We start from the raw sequence: 19,931 nt of genomic DNA on the forward strand, positions 1-19,931 counted from the left end.
AAGATTATGCGTAAACAACTGATGGCGTTAGCGGTAGTCGCAATGCTGGGAAGCAGCACGGTGGCACTGGCGGCAGATTTAGAATCTGACATGGACACGATTTCTGATAACTACAGCAAAGTGCTGAAAACCAGCGATCAGGCCGAACTGACCACGGGTCTGGCAAACATGAAAGCCGCGGCGGAAGATGCGAAAAAAGCTACCCCACCGAAGCTGAAAGGCAAAGCGCCGGACAGCCCGGAAATGCAGGATTACCACAAAGGGTTGGATACGCTGATCGGCCAGATTGATAAAGCTTCCGCTTTAGCCAAAGCGGGCAAGGTAGATGAAGCGAAGAAAGAAGCCGAAGGGTTTAAAGCGACGCGGAACGAGAACCATAAGAAATTTAAGTAAGCAGATGGCTGCTGCTTAGGCGGTTTCTCAATACTTAGAGCGCTGAGAGCGGTGAAAATTTCGGTTTCTCAATCGCAGTGAACACTCGACCTTTCGCACCGAAACCGACCAAAGAGGGCTAAGACGAGCCCTCTTTGGAATCTCCACGTCTTAAACTGCGCGCTCCGCTCGCTGACTATGTTTCAGATACCACCGCGACAGGCTGGAAATCTTGCCGCTGCGCGGTGCCTTCTCTCGGGTTTCGAGCCTCTGGTCTCGAACCTCTCGCTCAGCAAGATTTCTGAATCGCCCGCACGATCTTAAATTCAACGGCAGATTGTTTTCATCTTTCAAATAAGCTTAATGGCGTGCTCAAAAATGGCACCGAATGAATGGTTCGAGACCTGAGGCTCGAAGCCTGAAATGAGGGAATCGCGCAGCGATGACATTTTGCGCCACTCACTGTTGCCATGGAACATGTCCATCGAGCCTGCGATAGCGCGCAGTAAAAAAGCGGGGAAAGATCCAAGAGAGGGAAAGCACTTCCCTCTCTTGGGCGGTTTCGGGGCAGCGCGTTAAGCGATCACTGCGATTGAGAAACCGAAACGTTCTCGGTCTTTAGTAAAGCCGCCATTGCAGCGGCCTCTGCAAAAAAATCTTAACTTCTCAGTTCCCCTGCCGCCTCCGGCTGAAACAACAATTCCAGCACGGTGATGTGGCTTTCCTCGCCATTCGGCATTTCCCACGTGATGCTTCCACCTACGCGCAGTCCAAGCAAAGCCGCTCCCAGCGGGGCCATCACAGACAGCTGCTCGTTGCTGTCTTTCAGCGCAGCCGGATAGACCAGCGTGCGGATGTGTTCTTCGCCTTCTTTACCTTCAGTAAAGCGAACCTTGCTGTTCATCGTAACCACGTCGGCCGGGATTTGCTCGGGAGGCAAAATCTCAGCGCGATCCAACTCTTCATTCAGTGCGTCGGCGACCGGGCTGCTCGCAAACGCCGGTTGCGCCAGCAGTGTGTCCAGGCGTTCTGCGTCAAGTTCATTGATGATCAGTGTCGGTTTACTCATAACATTCTCCATGGTTCCTTTTGCATCACACGCTTCATGCGAGTGGGGTGCCGGTCGGCAAAAAATAACACCCCCGCGGGTAAGCCGCAGGGGTGTCAGTGATTTGCATGTGTTCTTTGATACTAGGCACTCTTAAGCGGAAATGAAAGCGTTGTGAGGGAATTAATCCGCATTGCGAAAATTCCGATTACCAGTGAAATACGCTGCTACAGACGGCAATATTCAGTGATATGGCGACTTAACTTTTCGTTTTGCGAATTGGATCTGCTCAGCTCATCGTATTTCCACTTTGAACTGGAAAAAGACCCACTACACAGGAAATCTCCCCAGGGTTAGGGTAAAGACAGACGAAATAAACGGCTGAAATAGTGAGTCAGGTAAGGAGAGAGGTAATCGCGAGTGAATAACGCAATCGCATCTGTGAACGGAATCGGGCGGATTGAATTGAATGATGCCCCGGCGATAACAGAGCAAGTTTTAAAAGATATTCAGACGATGCAAAGCGCAAAGAATATCTACACCACAGATGTTCAGTTGCAGATGTTAACGTCTCACGTAAAAGCCATGGTATTACGCTCCATAACCGGCGAGCCGTTACCTGAAGTTGAGAAAGATTTATTTGATGAAATATCTGCCGGGTCCATGCAAATGGCAGAGGAAGTGGTCAGCTGGTTCGGAAATTTACCGATTGAGGAGGCGTATTTGCTCTCGGTACATTTTGAAGTCGCAAGAGACAACGAGCCGAAATAACTTTTTTAGAATACAGCGAATTAATTAATCTGGAGATGTGAATTATGGGACAAGTATTAGTAGTGATCGGCGACCGTTTAGGTAAAGGCCAGAAAGTAGCGGCAGGCGTGGAAGCGGCTGGCGGAAAAGCCATTGTTGTCCCAGGTATGGCAGCGGATATGAAACTCGGCGACGTGATGAAAGCAGAAGGTGCCAGCTTAGGTATTTCCTTCTGTGGCAGTGGCGGCGCAGGTGCGATTACCGCACAAAACAAATATGGATATAAAGCCAAGTACGGGATGCGTTCAGTGGATGAAGGCGTCACGGCAATCAACGAAGGCTGTCTGGTATTAGGGTTCGGATTTATGGATAAAGAAGAACTGGGTCAGCGTCTGGTCGAAGCTTATAACAAGAAGTATGGTCAGGCGTAATGAAGCAGCAATTAACCACGACGGTTCGGGTTGAAGGAAAAGGCGAAAATAAGGCTGCCGCCTTTTCTTCCGCACTGAGTCAGGTTCAGAGAACGATTCTCAAATCTTCTGCCAGTAATGTCTTGCTGCGAATTGAACCGCAGGACGTCAAGGTAATAAAGGCAGAAGAGTCAGTTAAAAGAGAAAAGTTTCTGTTCTTTTTTCTGGCCAGGGAAAGAAAGACTTATTACGTGGCGCTAGACATTATCGTCAACCTGACTGTTATTAATACGGAACAGGTAGTTTTTGTCACGAAATAAAAACGTTAGCTATAAATGACAAGGATATACTGATGTTTTTAATTATTTTATTTAAGTCGCTTATTATCGGCGGACTGGTTGGTGTGGGCGTAGGTGCGGGTGCCGCACGTATGTTCCATGCGCCTACCGTGCAAGGGATGGGGGCTTTTCGTACTCTTGGGGAATTAAACTCCTGTGAAGGCGATCCAGCTTCGCATTTCTCATTTGGTCTGGGCTTCTTCTTTAACGCCTGGGCATCTTCTGTTGCAGCAGGTTCTTTCACGCAGGACGTCGACCACCGCATCATCCCTCACTGGGCTACCGCGGCGCTGATGTTCAAAAACCGCAATGTCGCTGAAACCATGCATGATCCGCGCAAGATGGCGATTGCCGGCGGCATCATCGGCATGATTGTGGTGGCGTTCCTTAACACCACCGCATCAGCCGTTCCTCCGGCGTTACAGGTCACCGCCATCAAAGTGCTGGTGCCTGCGGCTAACCTTCTGGTGAACACCGTTATGCCGGTGATCTTCTGGCTGGCAGCTATCGATGCAGGACGTCGTTCCGGTTTCTGGGCCACCATCTTTGGCGGTCTGGCGCAGATGATTATGGGTAACGCCGTACCAGGTCTGGTGCTGGGTATCCTGATCGGCAAAGGCGTCGAAGAAAGCGGCTGGAACCACGTCACCAAAGTGATGATGGCGGCGATTATCGCGCTGTTCGTCCTCAGCGGTTTCTTCCGTGGTTTCGACGTCAAACTGTTGCAGTCATTCATGCTGGATGTCCCGACATGGCTGAACGGCATTCACAATTCACTCAGCGGTAAGTAAGGGAGCATGATAATGGAAGAACAAGCCAAACGTGGTTTCTGGTACGCCGAGTGGTCGTTCCCGATTTTTGTTGGACTGTTGTCCTCTGGCGTTTTTGCCGGGACACACATGTATTACCTGTACGGCATCGGCGCATTTAACGAAGTGGCATTTGTGTCGATGTTGCGTTCCGGCATGGATACCGGTGTGTATGGCGCAGTAGCGGCCTTCGGTGCCAGCTTCCTGTTTGCCCGCATCATCGAAGGCTCACTGGTCGGTATTCTTGATATCGGCGGTGCAATCCAGACAGGTATCGGTCTGGGGGTCCCGGCGCTGCTGCTCGGCGCAGGGATTATCTTCCCGGTGGCGAACTTCGCAGCTTCACTGGTGACCGGCCTGATCCTCGGATTAGCCGTGGGTTACCTCATCGTTCTGGCACGTAAATTCACCATCAACCAGAGCAACTCGACCTACGGCGCTGACGTGATGATGGGTGCGGGTAATGCATCTGGCCGTTTCCTCGGGCCGTTGATTATCCTGTCAGCAATGGCGGCATCGATTCCTATCGGTCTGGGATCGTTGCTCGGCGCACTGGGTTTTTATCTGTGGCAGAAGCCAATCACCGGTGGGGCGATCCTCGGTGCCATGCTCCTGGGTGCCATCTTCCCGGTTTCACTGTAAGAACAGCAGTGCAGTAGCACAGCAGTACATAAGCAGTATAAGGGCGTCGGGAACACTCCTGACGCCCGAGATTATGGAGAACGTCGTATGTATGACTTAATCATCCGAAGGGCAAAGCGCACAGACGGCAGCCTGACTGATATCGCAATTCAGGACGGCAAATTCGCCGCCTTTGGTACCCTGGCAGCCGATGCGACTGCCCGCCAGACTCTTGATCTTCAGGGCAAGGTTTACGCCAGCGCTGGCTGGATCGACTCCCACGTTCACTGTTACCCCAAATCGCCGATTTATCATGACGATGCCGACCTGATTGGCGTGGCCTGTGGTGTCACCACCGTGGCGGATGCCGGAAGTACCGGCGCGAATGATGTCGACGACTTCTATCAGATAACCCGTACGGCGAAAACCAACGTCTACGCGTTTCTCAATATCGCCCGCACCGGCATTGTCACGCAGAACGAACTGGCGGATATGTCGCAGATCGACAAAGTCGGTGTGCGTGACGCCATCGCGCGAAATCCCGGTTTTATCATTGGTATCAAAGCGCGCATGAGCAGCAGCGTGGTCGGCCAGAACGGCATCAAGCCACTGGTGCGGGCCAAAGAAATTCAGCAGGAAAACGACGACCTGCCGCTGATGGTGCATATCGGCAACAACCCGCCGAATCTCGATGAAATTGCGGATTTACTGACATCGGGCGACATCATCACTCACTGCTATAACGGCAAACCGAACCGCATTCTCTCGCCACAAGGCGTGCTGCGCGATTCCATTAAACGTGCGCTGAGCCGCGGCGTGCTGCTGGATGTCGGTCACGGCACCGCGAGTTTCAGTTTTGAAGTGGCGGAGCTGGCTATCAGACAAGGCATTTTGCCGCACACCATCAGCTCCGATATTTACTGCCGTAACCGTATGAACGGGCCGGTGCATAGCCTGGCAACGGTGATGTCGAAATTCTTTAGCGTGGGTATGACGCTGACACAAGTGATTGATTGTGTCACGTCTCAGGCGGCTGACGCGCTGCGCCTGCCTGCCAAAGGCCGGCTGGAAGTGGGCGCTGACGCCGATCTGACCCTGTTCGAGCAGCGTTTTGCGCCGCAGGTGTTTGTTGATTCCGAAGGACAGTCCGTGAAGGGCGAAAGTTTGCTGGTGCCTCTGGCCGCTGTGGTCGCGGGCATCACCCTGTTAACTGAAGAAGGGAAATCTGCTCATGTCTTCTGAACAATCTTTGTATGAAAAGTACCAGTTAAAACAAGTGATTAATGCTTCAGGCCGCATGACGATTCTGGGTGTGTCGACACCGCGTGAAGAAGTGGCTGCGGTGGTGAACACCGGACTGAATCATTTCTTTGAGATGAAAGATCTGGTGAACAAAACCGGCGCTTACATCGCTAAACTGCTGAACGTCGAAAACGCGGTGGTCGTTTCCTGCGCTTCCGCCGGGATCGCGCAGTCAGTTGCGGCAGTGATCGTCAAAGACGACGCCTGGTTGCGGGAAAACCTGCACGCCGCGCCGCTGGAAGTTCCGCACGATATTGTGTTGCCAAAAGGCCATAACGTGAACTTCGGCGCGCCGGTAGCGACGATGGTCACGATGGGCGGCGGCAAAGTGGTGGAAGCCGGTTACGCCAACGAATGTTCTGCCGCGCAGCTTGCTGCCTGCATCACGCCGCGCACGGCGGCCATTCTTTACATCAAATCGCATCACAGCGTGCAAAAAAGCATTCTGTCGGTTGAGGAAGCCGCCGAAGTGGCGCGGGCGAATAATCTGCCGCTGATTGTCGATGCTGCCGCAGAAGAAGACCTGACCTGCTATTACGAGATGGGCGCGGATCTGGTGATTTACAGCGGCGCGAAAGCCATCGAAGGGCCGACCAGTGGTCTGGTGCTTGGCAAAAAACAGTACGTGGAATGGGTGAAACTGCAATCGGGCGGTATTGGCCGTGCGATGAAAGTCGGTAAGGAAGGCATTCTTGGTCTGACGCAGGCTATCGAAAGCTACATCACGTTGCCTAAAACGACCGGGCAGGAAATGGTCGACAAGATGACGCCATTTATCGCCAGTCTGAATGAAATCAACGGCGTAACAGGCCGCGTGGTCTGGGACAGCGCCGGACGCGATATCGCGCGTACGGAAATTACTTTTGATGAAGCGGTACTTGGCTGGAAAACCAAGGCCATTGTAGACGCCATGAAAAACGGCGACATCGCCATTTATTTCCGTGGCTACCGCGCCAACGAAGGCAAGATTGAAGTCGATGTGCGCAGCGTGACACCGCCGCAACTCGCCATCGTTGCAGAACGTTTTAAACAACTTTTTAGTGGAGAGAAAGCATGAAGCTGACCCCGAATTTTTACCGTGATCGTGTGTGCCTGAATGTGCTGGCGGGTTCGAAAGACAATGCCCGTGACATCTATGAAGCAGCAGAAGGTCATGTTCTGGTGGGTGTGCTTTCCAAAAATTATCCGGACGTCGCGAGCGCGGTGGCGGACATGAAAGAGTATGCCGCACTGATTGAAAACGCGTTGTCAGTAGGCCTTGGCGCGGGCGATCCGCGTCAGTCGCTGATGGTCAGCCAGATTTCTGCACAGGTTCAGCCGCAGCACGTGAATCAGGTCTTTACCGGTGTGGGCACCAGCCGTGGAATGCTTGGGCAAAACGACAGTGTGGTCAACGGTCTGATTTCACCGACCGGTAAAGTCGGCTTTGTGAAAATCAATACCGGGCCGCTGAGCTCTGCCTCTGCTGACGCCATTGTGCCGGTAGAAACCGCCATTGCGCTGCTCAAAGACATGGGCGGCAGCTCGGTGAAGTATTTCCCGATGGGCGGTCTGAAAACCCGTGACGAGTTCGCTGCGGTAGCCCGTGCCTGCGCGGAACAGGATTTCTGGCTGGAGCCGACCGGCGGTATCGATTTGGAAAACTTCGAGCCGATTATGGAAATCGCGCTGGCGGCCGGTGTGACCAAAATCATCCCGCATATCTACAGCTCAATCATCGACAGCGCATCGGGCAACACCCGTCCTGAAGATGTGAAAACCCTGCTGGCCAGCGTCAAAAAGCTGGTGGGCTGAAGGTTCTGACCTTTCCTGCGCGGTAAGCCGTCTGCGCGGTTAAACACCCTGTATGCCACAGTCACTGAGCGGATGCAGGGTTCTCTCGTTTGTCTGATATCCCAAATTCTGAGGAAATGTATGAGAAACTGGTTTCTGATTTCAGGTTTAACCTCCGCGATGCTGGCAGTTTCTGCCATGCCGCTTTATGCAGCAGAAAAAACAATGACTTCGACGACTCCACATTTTGCTTACGTCGGCACCTACAACCCGAACGGGGAAGGTGTCTACCGCTTTAAATTCGATCCGAAAACCGGCGCGCTGAGTGATAAAACACTCGCCAGCCAGTTGCCCAATCAGGCGCAGATGGTGCTCAGCCACGATGGAAAAACCCTGTTTATCGGCAGTGAAATAGATAATTACAACGGCGGCAAACATGGCGCTGTGGCGGCCTACCGTATTGCGCCAGAAGACGGCAGCCTGACGCTGATGAATCAGGTGGATTCACAGGGCGCAGGGCCGGTGTATTTGTCGCTGACGCCAAAAGGTGATCATCTGCTGGTGGCGAACTACATCAGCGGCGTGGTGGCAATCTTCCCGGTCGATGCCAGCGGAAAATTGAGTGAAGCCAGCAACAGTCAGCAGGATTCCGGTCCGGCGGGTGCAGGCAAACCGGCAGCGGCGGCGGAAGGCAGTTTTGCCATCAGCGATCACAACGGGCCGCACGCGCATATGGTTGCCACCGATCCTTCCGGCAAATTCGTGTTCTCCACCGATCTGGGGCTGGACCGGATTTACCAGTGGAAGCTCAATAGTGAAACAGGCGCGCTGGAAGCCAACGTTCCGCCATTTATTAAAGCCTCTTCGCAAGGCGCCGGACCGCGCCATTTTGTATTCCATCCAAACGGCAAAGTGGTTTTCCTGATCAACGAAGAAGCCTCGACGCTGACCAGTTATCGTTTTGACGCCGCAAAAGGCACGCTAACGGAGTTGCATAGCCTGTCATCGCTGCCAGCCGGTTTCAAAGGCACCAACTTTGCCGCAGGCATTGTGCTGAGCAAAGACGGCAAGCATCTGTATGTGGCGAACCGCCTGCATAACAGCATCGCGCAGATTAATGTGACCGGCGAAGGCGCGATGACCTGGAGTGAAGAAACCTGGACGCGCGGCGACTATCCAAGAACGCTCACTTTGTCACCGGATGGCAAATATATTTACGCATTGAATCAACGAAGCGATAACATCACCAGATTCAAGGTATCTGGCGAAAACGGCAAACTGTCATTCGTTGATGATTATGTGGCTGTGGGCAGCCCGTCACAGATGGTGATTGTGCCCTGACAGCGTCCTGCATCAGAACCAAACCCTTTGCGTAGAAACCTCATCCGGTGACTGCGCAGAGGGCGTATCCGCAATAATATGGAAGAACAATGGTGAGATTTCCCAATCAACGTCTGGCGCAATTGTTTGATGCGCTGCAAACCGAAACCCTTCCTCAGGATGAGCTGGCAAAACGCCTGTCGGTCTCAACGCGCACAGTGCGTGCGGATATCACTGCGCTGAACGAAATTATCGCTGACTTCGGCGCGACATTTGTTCACAGTCGTGGCAGCGGGTATCAGCTGCGCATTGACGATCAGACGCTTTTCTCAACGTTACAGCAGTCAACGCAACGCAAGCCAAATCCGACGCCGCGCACTGCCGCTGAGCGGGTGAAAACGTTGCTGATCCGCTTTTTGACCTCAGCTTTTTCATTAAAGCTGGAAGATCTGGCCGATGAATGGTTTGTCAGCCGGGGAACCCTGCAAAATGATATGGCTGAGGTGAGGGAGCATCTGGCTCGCTATCACCTGAATATCGAAACCAAGCCGCGCTACGGCATGAAACTCTTCGGGGCGGAGCTGGCTATCCGCGCCTGTCTGACCGATCTGCTGTTTCAGCTTGATGCGGAAGAGCAGGCTAATCCGCTGCTGAAGGCGGAAAGTCTGGAGCCGGAAGCGCTGGTGCCGCTGACGCGGCTGATGCATCAGGTACTGACGCAGTCTTCTATTCAGCTGACGGATGAAGGCGAGCAATATCTGATCCTTTACTGCGCAGTGGCTATCAAACGCATTACCGGCGGATATCCTCTGACGGATTTTGATGCCGAAGACGGGGATCCGGCAGTGAAACAGGTTTCCGTGCGGCTGGCGGCCGAGCTGAGGAATCTGGTCGGCAAAGAAATTCCGGCCTCTGAAGAAGCTTATCTGCGGGTGAACATCGCCGCGCGTCGCGTGCAGCAAATTTTACCGACGGATATTAATGCCGACGACGACGAATCGCTGGTCGATTACATTCTGTCGTATATCAACGCGCACTATAACTATGATTTACAAGGTGATAAGCAGCTGCGCGCCGACCTGCTTACGCATATCAAGACCATGATTACGCGGGTGAAGTATCAGATAAACATCCCTAATCCGCTGCTGAATAACATCAAACAGCATTACCCGATGGCGTATGACGTCACACTGGCGGCAGTCTCCAGCTGGGGAAAGTACACGCCGTATACGCTGAGTGAAAACGAGATTGGCTTTCTGGTGCTGCATATCGGCGTCGGGCTCGAGCGGCATTACAACATCGGCTACCAGCGCCATCCGCAGGTGATGCTGGTGTGTGACACCGGTAATTCAACCATCCGTATGATCCAGGCGCAGATTAACCGCAAGTACCCGCAACTGGTGATGAAGCAGGTGGTTTCGCTACGCGATTACGAGCAGCTGGAGCATATCGACGAAGATTTTATTATCTCCAATGCGCGCATTACCGAGAAAAATAAGCCGGTAGTGGTGCTGTCGCCGTTTCCGACCGAATACCAGATGGAACAGCTCGGCAAGCTGGTGCTGGTCGACCGAACGCGTCCTTATATGCTGGAAAAATTCTTCGACGAAAAACACTTCATGATCGTCAACGAGCCGATGACGCAGGCTGAATTGTTCCGCCACGTGTGCTCGCAGCTTGAAGAAGAAGGGTATGTCGATCAGGCGTTTTATCCGTCAGTGGTGGAGCGCGAGGAGATAGTCTCGACCATGTTGGGCGAAGGGATTGCGCTGCCGCACTCGCTGGGTCTGCTGGCGAAGAAAACCGTGGTGATCACGCTGCTCTCACCGCAGGGTATTCCCTGGGGCGAAGGGGAAACGGCGCACGTGATATTCCTGCTGGCGATCAGTAAGGCGGATTACGAAGAGGCGATGGCGATTTACGATTTGTTTGTGACGTTTGTGCGGGACCGCTCAATGAGCCGTTTGCTGAGCAGTGAAAACTTTGAGAGCTTCAAGGCCATTGCTATAGACTGCTTAAGCCGCATTTAGTACGGCTTAAACAGTGCGCTAATTCTCAGTCTTCGTCAAAACCTGAATTAATCAGATTTACGACGGCGGTGAGAGCCTGTTCTTCATCAGGCCCTGTGGCTTCGATCTCGATTTTCTGACCTTTCGGGGAATCGAGCATCAGCAGCGCGATCACGCTGCTGGCTTCTGCTTCAATGCCTGTGCCGTTACGCAGCATCACTTCTGACTCAAAGCTCTGCACCAGTTCAAACAACTTCATCGCCGGACGGGCATGCATCCCTAACCGGTTTTTGATTTCTACCGTTTGTTTTACCGTCATGATTTACGTTTTTCCAGCGTACGATGGCGGGATTGCACATTCTTCCCGCGGGAACGGAAATAGTCGGCCAGTTGCTCTGCGATATACACCGAACGGTGTTTACCGCCGGTACAGCCAATGGCGACGGTCAGATAGCTGCGGTTATTGGTTTCCAGCATCGGCAGCCACTGTTCGAGATAACTGCGGGTCTGGTAGATAAAGTTATGTACTTCGGTATGACGGTCGAGGAACGCCGCTACCGGTTTGTCGAGGCCGGTCATCGGACGCAGTTTCGGATCCCAGTGCGGGTTCGGCAGGAAACGCACGTCGAAGACATAATCCGCATCAATCGGAATGCCGTGTTTAAAACCAAAGGATTCGAAGACCATCGTCAGTTCACGTTCACGTTTACCCAGCAGACGGGTACGCAGCATTTCTGCCAGCTCATGAACGGACATTTCGGACGTGTCGATGATGAGATCGGCGGAAGAACGCAGAGGCTCGAGCAGGTCGGCTTCTTCATCAATGGCACTTTCGAGAGAAAGGTTTTTGCTGGAAAGCGGGTGCAGACGACGGGTGTCGCTGTAGCGGCGGATCAGCGTATTGCGGTCAGCATCTAGAAACAGCAGCTGCGGAGAGAAGCTCTCAGGCAACTGGGACATCGCGTATTCATAAACTTCCGGGGTTTCCGGCATGTTACGCACGTCGATGCTGACGGCCGCTGACGTATTACGTTCAACGAGGGTTTGGGCAAGCTGCGGCAATAACACCACCGGCAGGTTATCCACACAGTAAAAACCCATGTCTTCTAATGCCCTTAGGGCAACCGACTTCCCGGAACCGGAACGGCCGCTGACAATCATCAGCACCATGGTGTCACTCCCCTGGCATTCAGTGTTCAGAATTCATTTTCCCGGCACCGTACCGGGAATCAGCAATTTATTCGTTTTCAGTCATTATCTGGAACAGTTCTTCGTCACTTTGCGCGCCTCGCAGGCGGCGGCACACTGTTTTATCAGCTAATTTCTTAGCCACCAAAGATAATGTATGTAAATGGGTTTTACATTGATCCGCCGGCACCAGCAAGGCAAAAAGTAAGTCTACCGGCTGATTATCGATGGCATCAAAAGCGATAGGTTGTTCCAGCTGAATGAACACCCCGACTGCACGTAAAGTATCTTCTTCCAGCTTACCGTGCGGGATGGCGATCCCGGCACCGATCCCGGTGCTGCCCATACGTTCACGGGTCAAAATGGCGTCGAAAATCACCTGTGGCGACAAATTCAGTTGCTTAGCGGCCAGTTCGCTGATGATTTCCAGTGCGCGTTTTTTGCTGGCGCAATGAACGCCGCTTTTGGTGCATTCGGCATTGAGCACCGACGTTAATTGCATTGCTATATCGTTGATCATGTCATCTTTCACTTTTGCGCTGTTTCACCCTTAAAGCTATATCGGCTCGTTTCCCGAAGGTCACAAGCCGATGCCCGAAGGTTTGTAGCACAGGGTTGGCTACATGAATGTCAGTGCTGTTTCAGTTTGTCTTTATGTTTATTCAGCTGGCGGGCCAGTTTATCAACCAGTCCGTCAATCGCTGCGTACATATCCTGATGTTCCGAGGTGGCATGTAACTCGCCTCCATTCACATGCAAAGTCGCTTCCGCAACTTTTTGCACCTTTTCCACGCTCAACACCACATACACCTGATTAATCCTGTCGAAATACTGCTCAAGCTTGGCCAGCTTCGACGTGATGAATTCTCTCAGGGGATCCGTGATCTCAATGTGATGTCCGGTAATGTTGAGCTGCATAATGTCTTCCTTCTCTGTTGAGGTCAAACTAACTGTTTACGTTGGTTTGAGGGCGGGATGGACAAAGACTCTCGGTATTTGGCGACAGTTCGGCGGGCAACCATAATTCCCTGATCGGAAAGCAGGGTCGCTAACTTACTGTCACTGAGCGGTTTTACAGGATTCTCCGCTGCGATTAATTTCTTCACCAGCGCCCGGATCGCGGTAGACGATGCCTCGCCGCCGCTGTCTGTACTGACATGGCTGGAAAAGAAATACTTCAGTTCGAAAATGCCACGCGGGCTGTGCAGGAACTTCTGCGTCGTCACGCGGGATATCGTCGATTCGTGCATTTCTACGGCGCTGGCGATATCGGCCAGCACCATAGGTTTCATAAATTCTTCACCCAGTTCAAAGAACGCCTGCTGCTGCTCAACAATGCAACGGGTGACTTTCAACAGCGTGTCGTTACGGCTTTCCAGGCTTTTGATTAACCACTTGGCTTCCTGCAGATTGCTGCGGATAAATTGCCCGTCGCTGTCGCTGCGTGAGGAATTTCCCATCGCGGCGTACTGCTGGTTAATCTTCAGACGCGGAATGCTGTCGGAATTGAGTTCTACCGTCCAGACACCTGAGACTTTTCGCACCAGCACATCCGGGATGACGTATTCAGATTCGCCGGTGTTAATCGACTGGCCCGGACGCGGATCAAGAGACTGGATCAGGAGCATCGCTCCTTTCAGTGTATCTTCTTTTAACCGGGTTGATCGCATAAGTGCGCGGAAATCATGGTTCGCCAGCAAATCGAGATGTTCGCTGATGATAAGACGGGCTTCGGTGATGAAAGGCGTATCAGTAACATACTGGGAAAGTTGGATAAGCAGACAATCGCGCAGGTCGCGCGCAGCCACGCCCACTGGGTCAAAACGCTGTACGCGTTTCAGAACGGCTTCCACTTCATCCATCGTGACGTCTTCATCCCCGATACTTTCCAGGATGTCGTCAAGGGAAATGGTCAGATAACCGGTGTCATCCACTGCATCCACAATAGACGTCGCAATGGCTGCGTCAGTATCAGTAAACGGGGTCAGCTCGACTTGCCACATCAGGTAATCCTGAAGTGTCTGGGTGGTCTCGCCCTGATAAATCGGCAGCTCGTCATCGCTGTAATCGTTACCGGTGCCTGAAGGCGTGCCAGCGGTATAGATTTCATCCCAGGTCGCATCCAGCGGCAACTCTTCGGGCATATCTTTTTGCTCGAGCGCTTCGCGGGTGTCTAACCCTTCGCTGTCGGTGACTTCTACGGAGTCGATTTCTTCATGAAGGTCTGTTTGTTCCAGCAGAGGGTTGCTCTCCAGCGCGAGTTGGATCTCCTGTTGGAGCTCGAGCGTGGACAATTGCAACAGGCGGATGGCCTGTTGTAACTGTGGAGTCATTGCCAGTTGTTGGCTGAGTCTGAGTTGCAAACCTTGCTTCATATCTTGGCTTTATTTCCGTTGATGAGTGAATACGGCAACACTTCTGTCAGAGACGGCCTGTTTCAGTTTAAGGCGCAACAGGCACGGTTCCGGCGGCACAGATCACAGACGGAATTCTTCACCAAGATAAACGCGTTTAACTTGTTCATCAGCAAGAATATCGGCTGGCGTGCCGTGGGCGATCAATTTCCCCTGACTGACGATGTAAGCGCGTTCACACACGTCGAGCGTTTCGCGAACGTTATGGTCAGTGATCAGTACGCCGAGGCCGCTGTCACGCAAATGCTCAATGATTTTTTTGATGTCGATAACTGAAATCGGGTCAACACCGGCGAACGGTTCATCCAGCAGAATGAATTTAGGGTTCGCCGCCAGCGCACGGGCGATTTCAACACGACGGCGTTCACCACCGGACAGTGACTGACCGAGGTTATCGCGCAAATGAGAAATATGGAACTCTTCCATCAGTTCATTAGCGCGATCGTTACGCTGTTCTTTGTTCAGATCGTCGCGGATCTGCAACACGGCCATCAGGTTATCAAACACGCTGAGGCGGCGGAAAATGGAGGCTTCCTGAGGAAGATAGCCAATGCCGCGACGCGCGCGGGTGTGCAATGGCAACAGGCTGATGTCTTCATCATCGACGATAATACGGCCCGCATCACGCTGCACAATGCCGACGACCATGTAAAACGTTGTGGTTTTACCCGCCCCGTTTGGCCCTAATAACCCGACGATTTCGCCGGAGTTTACCATCAGGCTGACATCTTCAACGACCTTGCGGCCTTTGTAGGCTTTTGCCAGATTCTCTGCGATTAATTTAGCCATAAAAATCAGTTACTCTTTTTGGTCGGCTGGCCAGCCGCTGCGGGTGTTTTCTGTTGCAGCTGCGAAGGAACCAGAACGGTCGTCACACGGTTGCCTTTATCACTGAAAGCTTCCATCTGCTGTTTCTGCACCAGATAAGTAATACGGTCGCCTTTGACATTGCTGTCGAGCTGTTCAAGGTAAGCGTTGCCGGTCAGCGTCACCAGATCGTTTTCTACTTCATAGCGGACTTTCTGCGCATGGCCTTTTACCGGCTTGCCGTTGTCCTGCATCTGATAGAACGTTACCGGATTACCGTAGCCTTCAACCACTTCTTTGCCGGAAACACCTTGCGGGCGAATGACGACAACTTTGTCCGCTTTAACCTGGATAGTGCCCTGGTTGACTACCACGTTACCGGTAAAGGTCGCGGTATTGGTATTAACGTCCAGCGCCTGATTAGCCGAATCAATGGTGATCGGTTTGGTCGTGTCATCTTTTAAGGCGAATGCCGGCACGCTGACGGCTAACAATGAGCTGACGATCAGGAGATTACGGATTTTGTTTTTTGCTTTGAATTTCATAAGAGGTCGTTACCTTTTCGATCAGCTCTGCTGTTTTATCACGCAGATTACCACGCATTTTCATGCCGTTAGATGTAAAACCTGTGCCATAAAGCGTTACTTCATCGTCTGAGGCAACGTCCTGTGTCGTCAGGTTAACCCGTGCATTGTCCGTTTTGATTCTTTGCAACTGTGACGTGTCTGGTGTCAGGCTGTCTGCCTGCACATGCCCGTAAAGATAGAGCATTTTATCCTGAGTCAGCTTGGCCTTGTCAGAATGCAGCACCCACGTCGGAACTTTATTCTTGTCGTACATGGTCGCTACCGGATTGGTAAACCATGTCACCTGATCAGTGGTGTAATACTTCACCTGATCTGAAACCAGTTTATACGTCAGGCTGCCCAGCGGATCGTACACCATCGTGACGGTGTGGGAGCTCTGATAGGTCGGATCCTGATCGTTGACTTCCGGCTGGACTTTATCGTTGTTGTCAGACATTGATAAGCCGAGCAGCACCAGAACGATAACCGTCAGCGCCAGAATAATCCAAAGTCTTGTTTTACTCATATCGAGAGCCCTTTGGCGTCCTCCAGCTTACCCTGTGCCAGTAAAATCAAATCGCACAATTCGCGTACTGCACCACGTCCGCCGGCAATGCGGGTGACATAATGCGCCTTCGGCAACAGGATGGGATGCGCGTCCTGAACAGCGACTGAAAGACCGACTTCAGCCATCACTGGCCAGTCAATCAGGTCATCACCGATGTAGGCCACTTCGTCGGCCCGCAAAGACAGTGTATCTAACAGTTCGCGGAAGGCCAAAAGCTTATCCGATTGCCCCTGATACAAGTGGCGTATACCGAGGGTTTTAGCGCGATCTTCCAGTAATTTCGCATTGCGGCCTGTAATAATCGCGACCTCAATGTCAGAAGTCAGCAGGCAGCGGATACCATAACCGTCGCGAACGTTAAAACTTTTCAGCTCTTCTCCCTGATTTCCCATGTAGATCAAGCCATCAGACATCACGCCATCTACATCGCAAATCAGCAGGCGGATAGCTTTCGCCCGTTCAAGCACTTGCGTGCTGACTGGACCGTAGCAAGTCTCCACCAGGGCTGCGCTATTACTCATTCAGAGATTTCCTCAATTAAACTACGCCAGCGCGCAGCATGTCGTGCATATGTAACACACCCAGTAACTGGTCACCATCAGCAACCATCACGCAGGTTATGTTTTTTTCCTGCATTAAATTCAACGCATCCACCGCCAGGAGAGAAGGGCGGACGCGGATGCCGCCGGTCGTCATGACCTCGGCAATCGAGGCTTCATTGATGTTAACGCCCATATCGAAGATGCGGCGTAAATCACCATCGGTAAAGATCCCTTCGATTCTCATCAAATCGTTGCAGATAACCGTCATACCCAGATTCTTACGGGTGATTTCCAGCAACGCGTCACGCAAAGAGGCGTCACGGCTGACATGCGGAATTTCGTTACCCGTATGCATAATATCGCTCACGCGCAGTAAGAGCTTGCGACCCAGTGCTCCGCCCGGATGGGAAAGGGCGAAATCTTCAGGCGTGAAACCACGGGCTTCCAGCAGTGCTACCGCCAGCGCATCGCCCATGACCAACACCGCCGTGGTGCTGCTGGTCGGTGCCAGACCCAGCGGGCAGGCCTCTTTTGGCACTTTGACGCAAAGATGTACATCGGCGGCTTTACCCATGGTACTTTCCGGATTAGACGTCATGCAGATAAGCGTGATGTCCAGGCGCTTGAGTACCGGGATCAGCCCGAGAATTTCGTGTGCTTCGCCGGAATTGGAAATCAGGATCACAACGTCCTGTTTCGACACCATGCCCAGATCACCGTGGCTGGCTTCACCCGGATGGACAAAGAATGCCGGTGTACCTGTGCTGGCAAAGGTCGCGGCCATCTTACGGCCAATGTGGCCGGATTTACCCATGCCCATGACGACGACTTTGCCGTTGCAGGCGAAGATTTTTTCGCAGGCACGGGTAAAATCGCCGTTAATGTATTGATCTAACTGCTCAAGTCCTTCACGTTCTGTTTTCAGCACATCACGCCCGACAGCCTGAAAATCAAAGTCGGAGGCGAAGGTAAAGTTAGCCATAGTCAGTTCCTGACAAAGTTCAGAAGGCAATGCTGTCCGGTAAGAGGAACAGCACTGCCATATAGGCGATAAATCCACACAGTAGCAGTGCGCCGGCGAGATGACCGATACGGTGTTTACGCATCAGGCACAACCCGGAAAGCACGATACTGACTGCCAGCATGACCCAGTAATCGCGGTGAAACGCGTCCGGGTTAAACGAGCCTGGCGCAACCAGCGCGGGTAATCCCAGCACCAGACAGGTATTAAAAATATTCGCGCCAATGATATTGCCCAGTGCGATATCATCTTCGCCTTTAATCGCTCCGGCGATAAACGTTGCCAGTTCCGGCAGGCTGGTGCCGATGGCGATGACCGTCAGGCCAATCACCAGTTCGCTGACGCCAAAGTAACGGGCTATCACTGTACTGTTATCGACAATCATGCCCGACGCCAGTGGCATGATGATAAAGCCCAGCGCCAGCCACAGAAACGCCACGGTGTTGCTGCTGTCCTGAGGAAGTTCGGACATCTGCTCGTACGTCAGCGTATCCAGCCCTTCTTTTTCTGCCGCGCGGGCGATTTTTATCACCAGCATCATAAACACGGCGGCACTGGCCAGCAGCAGAACGCCATCAAACCGGCTGAGTTCTCCGTCACTTAACACAAAACCACAGAGTGCCGTGACCAGTAACAATAATGGGAGTTCGCGGCGTAATATATCAGAACGAACGGAAAGTGGATGAATCAGGGCTGCACCGCCCAAAATCAGAAGAATATTAATGATATTCGAACCAATTGCGTTTCCGACGGCCAAATCCATCTGATCATTGATGGCGGCTGTGGTAGAAACCACCAGTTCAGGAAGAGATATTCCGACGCCGACGACGGTCATGCCAATCACCAGCGGAGGTATGCCTATTGAGCGTGCCAACACTGCGGCTCCGTACACCAGACGATCGGCGGCGTAAACTAACAGTAACAAGCCGACAATCATCAGTACGATAGCGAGAAGCATGAAACATCCTTTATTGGGTATAATGCGAGGTTCGTTGCCTTTGCAGGCAGGCGATTCCTTCGTCAACATGAGCTAAGGCGACATTTTCTCTGAAAACAAGGCCAGCAGGTTCCTGTATGTTAGACGATGAAGGCTTTTAATTTAAAATGGTAATTCATCGATTTTGACCGTCTGTGGCGGAAAAGTAAATCGATGGCAACTTTGGTAACGAAACCGAGGTAAGTTTTTGTAAAAATACCAAAGTTATACGACACCCCATCAGGGTCAGACGTATTCTTAGCGAAAGCATTCCGAAGGGATAAACTGAATGAGTCAAAGCGAATCGAATCTGGTTGAGATCAAGGGCATGAGCTTCGTGCGCGGCGATCGTCCCATTTTCGAAGAGATCAATATGACCGTGCCACGCGGCAAAGTCACCGCCATTATGGGGCCTTCGGGGATCGGTAAAACCACCTTGCTGCGCCTGATCGGCGGGCAACTCTCGCCAGACAGCGGGGAAATCTGGTTCGACGGCGATAACATTCCGACGTTGTCACGCCGTAAGTTGTACGAATCCCGTAAGAAAATGAGCATGTTGTTTCAGTCCGGTGCATTGTTTACTGACCTGACTGTGTTCGAGAATGTGGCATTCCCGTTGCGTGAGCACAGCAAATTACCCGAAGAACTGCTGCGCAGCACTGTGACCATGAAACTCGAAGCGGTAGGTTTACGCGGCGCTGGCGACCTGATGCCTGCTGAGTTGTCTGGCGGGATGGCGCGTCGTGTGGCGCTGGCGCGTGCTATCGCGCTTGATCCGGAACTTATCATGTTCGATGAGCCTTTTGTGGGGCAGGACCCGATCACGATGGGCGTGCTGGTTAAACTTATCGATGAACTTAACCATGCGCTGGGCGTGACGTGTATCGTTGTCTCTCATGATGTACCTGAAGTACTCAGTATTGCGGATTATGCGTATATTGTTGCAGCGCAGCATGTCATTGCTGAAGGTACACCAGAGGAATTGCAAAATAACCCAGACCCGCGAGTTCGCCAGTTCCTCGACGGTATTGCCGACGGACCGGTGCCTTTCCGTTTCCCAGCTGGTGATTACAAAACCGAGCTGCTCGGATGATGGA

Annotated in this window: 24 protein-coding genes; 12 read left to right on the top strand and 12 right to left on the bottom strand. The window is 52.4% G+C overall.

From position 1 onward, the window contains the following. The first annotated feature begins 6 nt into the window (after positions 1 to 6). Positions 7 to 393, top strand: a complete 387-nt coding sequence (gene cybC, locus D5398_RS14950) for a cytochrome b562 (RefSeq protein WP_120508346.1) — start codon at positions 7 to 9, stop codon at positions 391 to 393. Positions 394 to 1,030: 637 nt separating this feature from the next. Here the strand turns inward: cybC and rnk are convergent. Next, on the bottom strand, positions 1,031 to 1,441 hold the full coding sequence (rnk, locus tag D5398_RS14955) for a nucleoside diphosphate kinase regulator (RefSeq protein WP_120508347.1): 411 nt from the start codon (positions 1,439 to 1,441) through the stop codon (positions 1,031 to 1,033). A gap of 399 nt (positions 1,442 to 1,840) precedes the next feature. Here rnk and D5398_RS14960 point away from each other — a divergent pair, with 399 nt between their 5' ends. The 10 genes from D5398_RS14960 to D5398_RS15005 all read left to right on the top strand — a co-directional run bounded on the left by D5398_RS14960 (position 1,841) and on the right by D5398_RS15005 (position 10,773). Further along, positions 1,841 to 2,191: a PRD domain-containing protein gene (locus D5398_RS14960; protein ID WP_120508348.1), complete on the top strand. Its 351-nt coding sequence runs from the start codon at positions 1,841 to 1,843 to the stop codon at positions 2,189 to 2,191. 44 nt (positions 2,192 to 2,235) lie between these two features. Continuing rightward, positions 2,236 to 2,601 (top strand): SFCGS family glycine-rich protein, encoded by a 366-nt coding sequence (locus D5398_RS14965; RefSeq protein WP_120508349.1) that lies wholly within the window; start codon positions 2,236 to 2,238, stop codon positions 2,599 to 2,601. After that, positions 2,601 to 2,900: a DUF4312 family protein gene (locus D5398_RS14970; RefSeq protein WP_120508350.1), complete on the top strand. Its 300-nt coding sequence runs from the start codon at positions 2,601 to 2,603 to the stop codon at positions 2,898 to 2,900. Before D5398_RS14965 ends, D5398_RS14970 begins: the two co-directional genes overlap by 1 nt. A 32-nt stretch (positions 2,901 to 2,932) precedes the next feature. Next, positions 2,933 to 3,709: a DUF4311 domain-containing protein gene (locus tag D5398_RS14975; RefSeq protein ID WP_056776226.1), complete on the top strand. Its 777-nt coding sequence runs from the start codon at positions 2,933 to 2,935 to the stop codon at positions 3,707 to 3,709. Positions 3,710 to 3,721: 12 nt separating this feature from the next. Then, complete coding sequence (locus tag D5398_RS14980; RefSeq protein WP_120508351.1) at positions 3,722 to 4,369, top strand: DUF4310 family protein; 648 nt, start codon at positions 3,722 to 3,724, stop codon at positions 4,367 to 4,369. An 87-nt stretch (positions 4,370 to 4,456) separates the two neighbouring features. Beyond that, the gene (locus tag D5398_RS14985) at positions 4,457 to 5,590 is read left to right on the top strand and encodes an amidohydrolase/deacetylase family metallohydrolase (RefSeq protein ID WP_120508352.1); all 1,134 of its coding nucleotides are present in this window, start codon (positions 4,457 to 4,459) and stop codon (positions 5,588 to 5,590) included. Then, on the top strand, positions 5,580 to 6,707 hold the full coding sequence (locus D5398_RS14990; protein ID WP_120508353.1) for a DgaE family pyridoxal phosphate-dependent ammonia lyase: 1,128 nt from the start codon (positions 5,580 to 5,582) through the stop codon (positions 6,705 to 6,707). The genes D5398_RS14985 and D5398_RS14990 overlap by 11 nt, the downstream gene beginning before the upstream one ends. Continuing rightward, a complete protein-coding gene (dagF, locus tag D5398_RS14995) occupies positions 6,704 to 7,444 on the top strand; it encodes a 2-dehydro-3-deoxy-phosphogluconate aldolase (protein ID WP_120131576.1) in 741 nt (246 codons plus the stop codon). The genes D5398_RS14990 and dagF overlap by 4 nt, the downstream gene beginning before the upstream one ends. Before the next feature lie 120 nt (positions 7,445 to 7,564). Continuing rightward, positions 7,565 to 8,764: a lactonase family protein gene (locus D5398_RS15000; RefSeq protein WP_120508354.1), complete on the top strand. Its 1,200-nt coding sequence runs from the start codon at positions 7,565 to 7,567 to the stop codon at positions 8,762 to 8,764. An 89-nt stretch (positions 8,765 to 8,853) separates the two neighbouring features. After that, positions 8,854 to 10,773, top strand: coding sequence for a BglG family transcription antiterminator (locus D5398_RS15005; protein WP_120508355.1), 1,920 nt, complete (start codon positions 8,854 to 8,856; stop codon positions 10,771 to 10,773). 25 nt (positions 10,774 to 10,798) lie between these two features. On the opposite strand, the gene npr is transcribed toward D5398_RS15005, so the two are convergent. From npr to D5398_RS15060, 11 genes are all read right to left on the bottom strand, one after another. After that, entirely contained in the window at positions 10,799 to 11,071 is a 273-nt protein-coding gene (gene npr, locus D5398_RS15010; protein ID WP_120131579.1) for a PTS phosphocarrier protein NPr, read from the bottom strand. Next, complete coding sequence (rapZ, locus tag D5398_RS15015) at positions 11,068 to 11,922, bottom strand: RNase adapter RapZ (RefSeq protein ID WP_013577261.1); 855 nt, start codon at positions 11,920 to 11,922, stop codon at positions 11,068 to 11,070. The genes npr and rapZ overlap by 4 nt, the downstream gene beginning before the upstream one ends. 67 nt (positions 11,923 to 11,989) lie before the next feature. Further along, entirely contained in the window at positions 11,990 to 12,472 is a 483-nt protein-coding gene (gene ptsN, locus D5398_RS15020) for a PTS IIA-like nitrogen regulatory protein PtsN (protein WP_208642857.1), read from the bottom strand. A gap of 98 nt (positions 12,473 to 12,570) precedes the next feature. After that, the gene (gene hpf, locus D5398_RS15025) at positions 12,571 to 12,858 is read right to left on the bottom strand and encodes a ribosome hibernation promoting factor (RefSeq protein WP_013577259.1); all 288 of its coding nucleotides are present in this window, start codon (positions 12,856 to 12,858) and stop codon (positions 12,571 to 12,573) included. Positions 12,859 to 12,881: 23 nt separating this feature from the next. Then, a complete protein-coding gene (gene rpoN, locus D5398_RS15030) occupies positions 12,882 to 14,315 on the bottom strand; it encodes an RNA polymerase factor sigma-54 (RefSeq protein WP_120508356.1) in 1,434 nt (477 codons plus the stop codon). 102 nt (positions 14,316 to 14,417) lie between these two features. Then, positions 14,418 to 15,143 carry an LPS export ABC transporter ATP-binding protein gene (lptB, locus tag D5398_RS15035; RefSeq protein ID WP_112288368.1) on the bottom strand — a complete coding sequence of 242 codons (726 nt, stop codon included), beginning with the start codon at positions 15,141 to 15,143 and terminating at the stop codon, positions 14,418 to 14,420. 5 nt (positions 15,144 to 15,148) lie between these two features. Further along, a complete protein-coding gene (gene lptA, locus D5398_RS15040; RefSeq protein WP_112288369.1) occupies positions 15,149 to 15,706 on the bottom strand; it encodes a lipopolysaccharide ABC transporter substrate-binding protein LptA in 558 nt (185 codons plus the stop codon). Continuing rightward, positions 15,675 to 16,253, bottom strand: a complete 579-nt coding sequence (gene lptC, locus D5398_RS15045; protein WP_120508357.1) for an LPS export ABC transporter periplasmic protein LptC — start codon at positions 16,251 to 16,253, stop codon at positions 15,675 to 15,677. The genes lptA and lptC overlap by 32 nt, the downstream gene beginning before the upstream one ends. Then, positions 16,250 to 16,816, bottom strand: coding sequence for a 3-deoxy-manno-octulosonate-8-phosphatase KdsC (gene kdsC / locus D5398_RS15050; RefSeq protein ID WP_120508358.1), 567 nt, complete (start codon positions 16,814 to 16,816; stop codon positions 16,250 to 16,252). The genes lptC and kdsC overlap by 4 nt, the downstream gene beginning before the upstream one ends. 16 nt (positions 16,817 to 16,832) lie before the next feature. Next, positions 16,833 to 17,819 carry an arabinose-5-phosphate isomerase KdsD gene (gene kdsD, locus D5398_RS15055; RefSeq protein WP_120508359.1) on the bottom strand — a complete coding sequence of 329 codons (987 nt, stop codon included), beginning with the start codon at positions 17,817 to 17,819 and terminating at the stop codon, positions 16,833 to 16,835. Between the two features lie 19 nt (positions 17,820 to 17,838). Further along, complete coding sequence (locus D5398_RS15060; protein WP_112288373.1) at positions 17,839 to 18,816, bottom strand: calcium/sodium antiporter; 978 nt, start codon at positions 18,814 to 18,816, stop codon at positions 17,839 to 17,841. Between the two features lie 307 nt (positions 18,817 to 19,123). Here D5398_RS15060 and mlaF point away from each other — a divergent pair, with 307 nt between their 5' ends. Further along, positions 19,124 to 19,927 carry a phospholipid ABC transporter ATP-binding protein MlaF gene (gene mlaF / locus D5398_RS15065; RefSeq protein WP_120508360.1) on the top strand — a complete coding sequence of 268 codons (804 nt, stop codon included), beginning with the start codon at positions 19,124 to 19,126 and terminating at the stop codon, positions 19,925 to 19,927. Positions 19,928 to 19,931: the final 4 nt, after the last annotated feature.

The sequence above is a fragment of the Rahnella bruchi genome, from assembly GCF_003614975.1.
GTDB classification, from domain to species: Bacteria; Pseudomonadota; Gammaproteobacteria; order Enterobacterales; family Enterobacteriaceae; genus Rahnella; species Rahnella bruchi.

Excerpts from the sequence above, each read along its gene's own strand:
- cybC (WP_120508346.1), top strand. The coding sequence starts at position 7 with ATGCGTAAACAACTGATGGCGTTAGCGGTAGTCGCAATGCTGGGAAGC.
- rnk (WP_120508347.1), bottom strand. The coding sequence starts at position 1,441 with ATGAGTAAACCGACACTGATCATCAATGAACTTGACGCAGAACGCCTG.
- D5398_RS14965 (WP_120508349.1), top strand. The coding sequence starts at position 2,236 with ATGGGACAAGTATTAGTAGTGATCGGCGACCGTTTAGGTAAAGGCCAG.
- D5398_RS14970 (WP_120508350.1), top strand. The coding sequence starts at position 2,601 with ATGAAGCAGCAATTAACCACGACGGTTCGGGTTGAAGGAAAAGGCGAA.
- D5398_RS14975 (WP_056776226.1), top strand. The coding sequence starts at position 2,933 with ATGTTTTTAATTATTTTATTTAAGTCGCTTATTATCGGCGGACTGGTT.
- D5398_RS14980 (WP_120508351.1), top strand. The coding sequence starts at position 3,722 with ATGGAAGAACAAGCCAAACGTGGTTTCTGGTACGCCGAGTGGTCGTTC.
- D5398_RS14985 (WP_120508352.1), top strand. The coding sequence starts at position 4,457 with ATGTATGACTTAATCATCCGAAGGGCAAAGCGCACAGACGGCAGCCTG.
- D5398_RS14990 (WP_120508353.1), top strand. The coding sequence starts at position 5,580 with ATGTCTTCTGAACAATCTTTGTATGAAAAGTACCAGTTAAAACAAGTG.
- dagF (WP_120131576.1), top strand. The coding sequence starts at position 6,704 with ATGAAGCTGACCCCGAATTTTTACCGTGATCGTGTGTGCCTGAATGTG.
- D5398_RS15000 (WP_120508354.1), top strand. The coding sequence starts at position 7,565 with ATGAGAAACTGGTTTCTGATTTCAGGTTTAACCTCCGCGATGCTGGCA.
- D5398_RS15005 (WP_120508355.1), top strand. The coding sequence starts at position 8,854 with ATGGTGAGATTTCCCAATCAACGTCTGGCGCAATTGTTTGATGCGCTG.
- npr (WP_120131579.1), bottom strand. The coding sequence starts at position 11,071 with ATGACGGTAAAACAAACGGTAGAAATCAAAAACCGGTTAGGGATGCAT.
- rapZ (WP_013577261.1), bottom strand. The coding sequence starts at position 11,922 with ATGGTGCTGATGATTGTCAGCGGCCGTTCCGGTTCCGGGAAGTCGGTT.
- hpf (WP_013577259.1), bottom strand. The coding sequence starts at position 12,858 with ATGCAGCTCAACATTACCGGACATCACATTGAGATCACGGATCCCCTG.
- rpoN (WP_120508356.1), bottom strand. The coding sequence starts at position 14,315 with ATGAAGCAAGGTTTGCAACTCAGACTCAGCCAACAACTGGCAATGACT.
- lptB (WP_112288368.1), bottom strand. The coding sequence starts at position 15,143 with ATGGCTAAATTAATCGCAGAGAATCTGGCAAAAGCCTACAAAGGCCGC.
- lptA (WP_112288369.1), bottom strand. The coding sequence starts at position 15,706 with ATGAAATTCAAAGCAAAAAACAAAATCCGTAATCTCCTGATCGTCAGC.
- lptC (WP_120508357.1), bottom strand. The coding sequence starts at position 16,253 with ATGAGTAAAACAAGACTTTGGATTATTCTGGCGCTGACGGTTATCGTT.
- kdsC (WP_120508358.1), bottom strand. The coding sequence starts at position 16,816 with ATGAGTAATAGCGCAGCCCTGGTGGAGACTTGCTACGGTCCAGTCAGC.
- kdsD (WP_120508359.1), bottom strand. The coding sequence starts at position 17,819 with ATGGCTAACTTTACCTTCGCCTCCGACTTTGATTTTCAGGCTGTCGGG.
- D5398_RS15060 (WP_112288373.1), bottom strand. The coding sequence starts at position 18,816 with ATGCTTCTCGCTATCGTACTGATGATTGTCGGCTTGTTACTGTTAGTT.
- mlaF (WP_120508360.1), top strand. The coding sequence starts at position 19,124 with ATGAGTCAAAGCGAATCGAATCTGGTTGAGATCAAGGGCATGAGCTTC.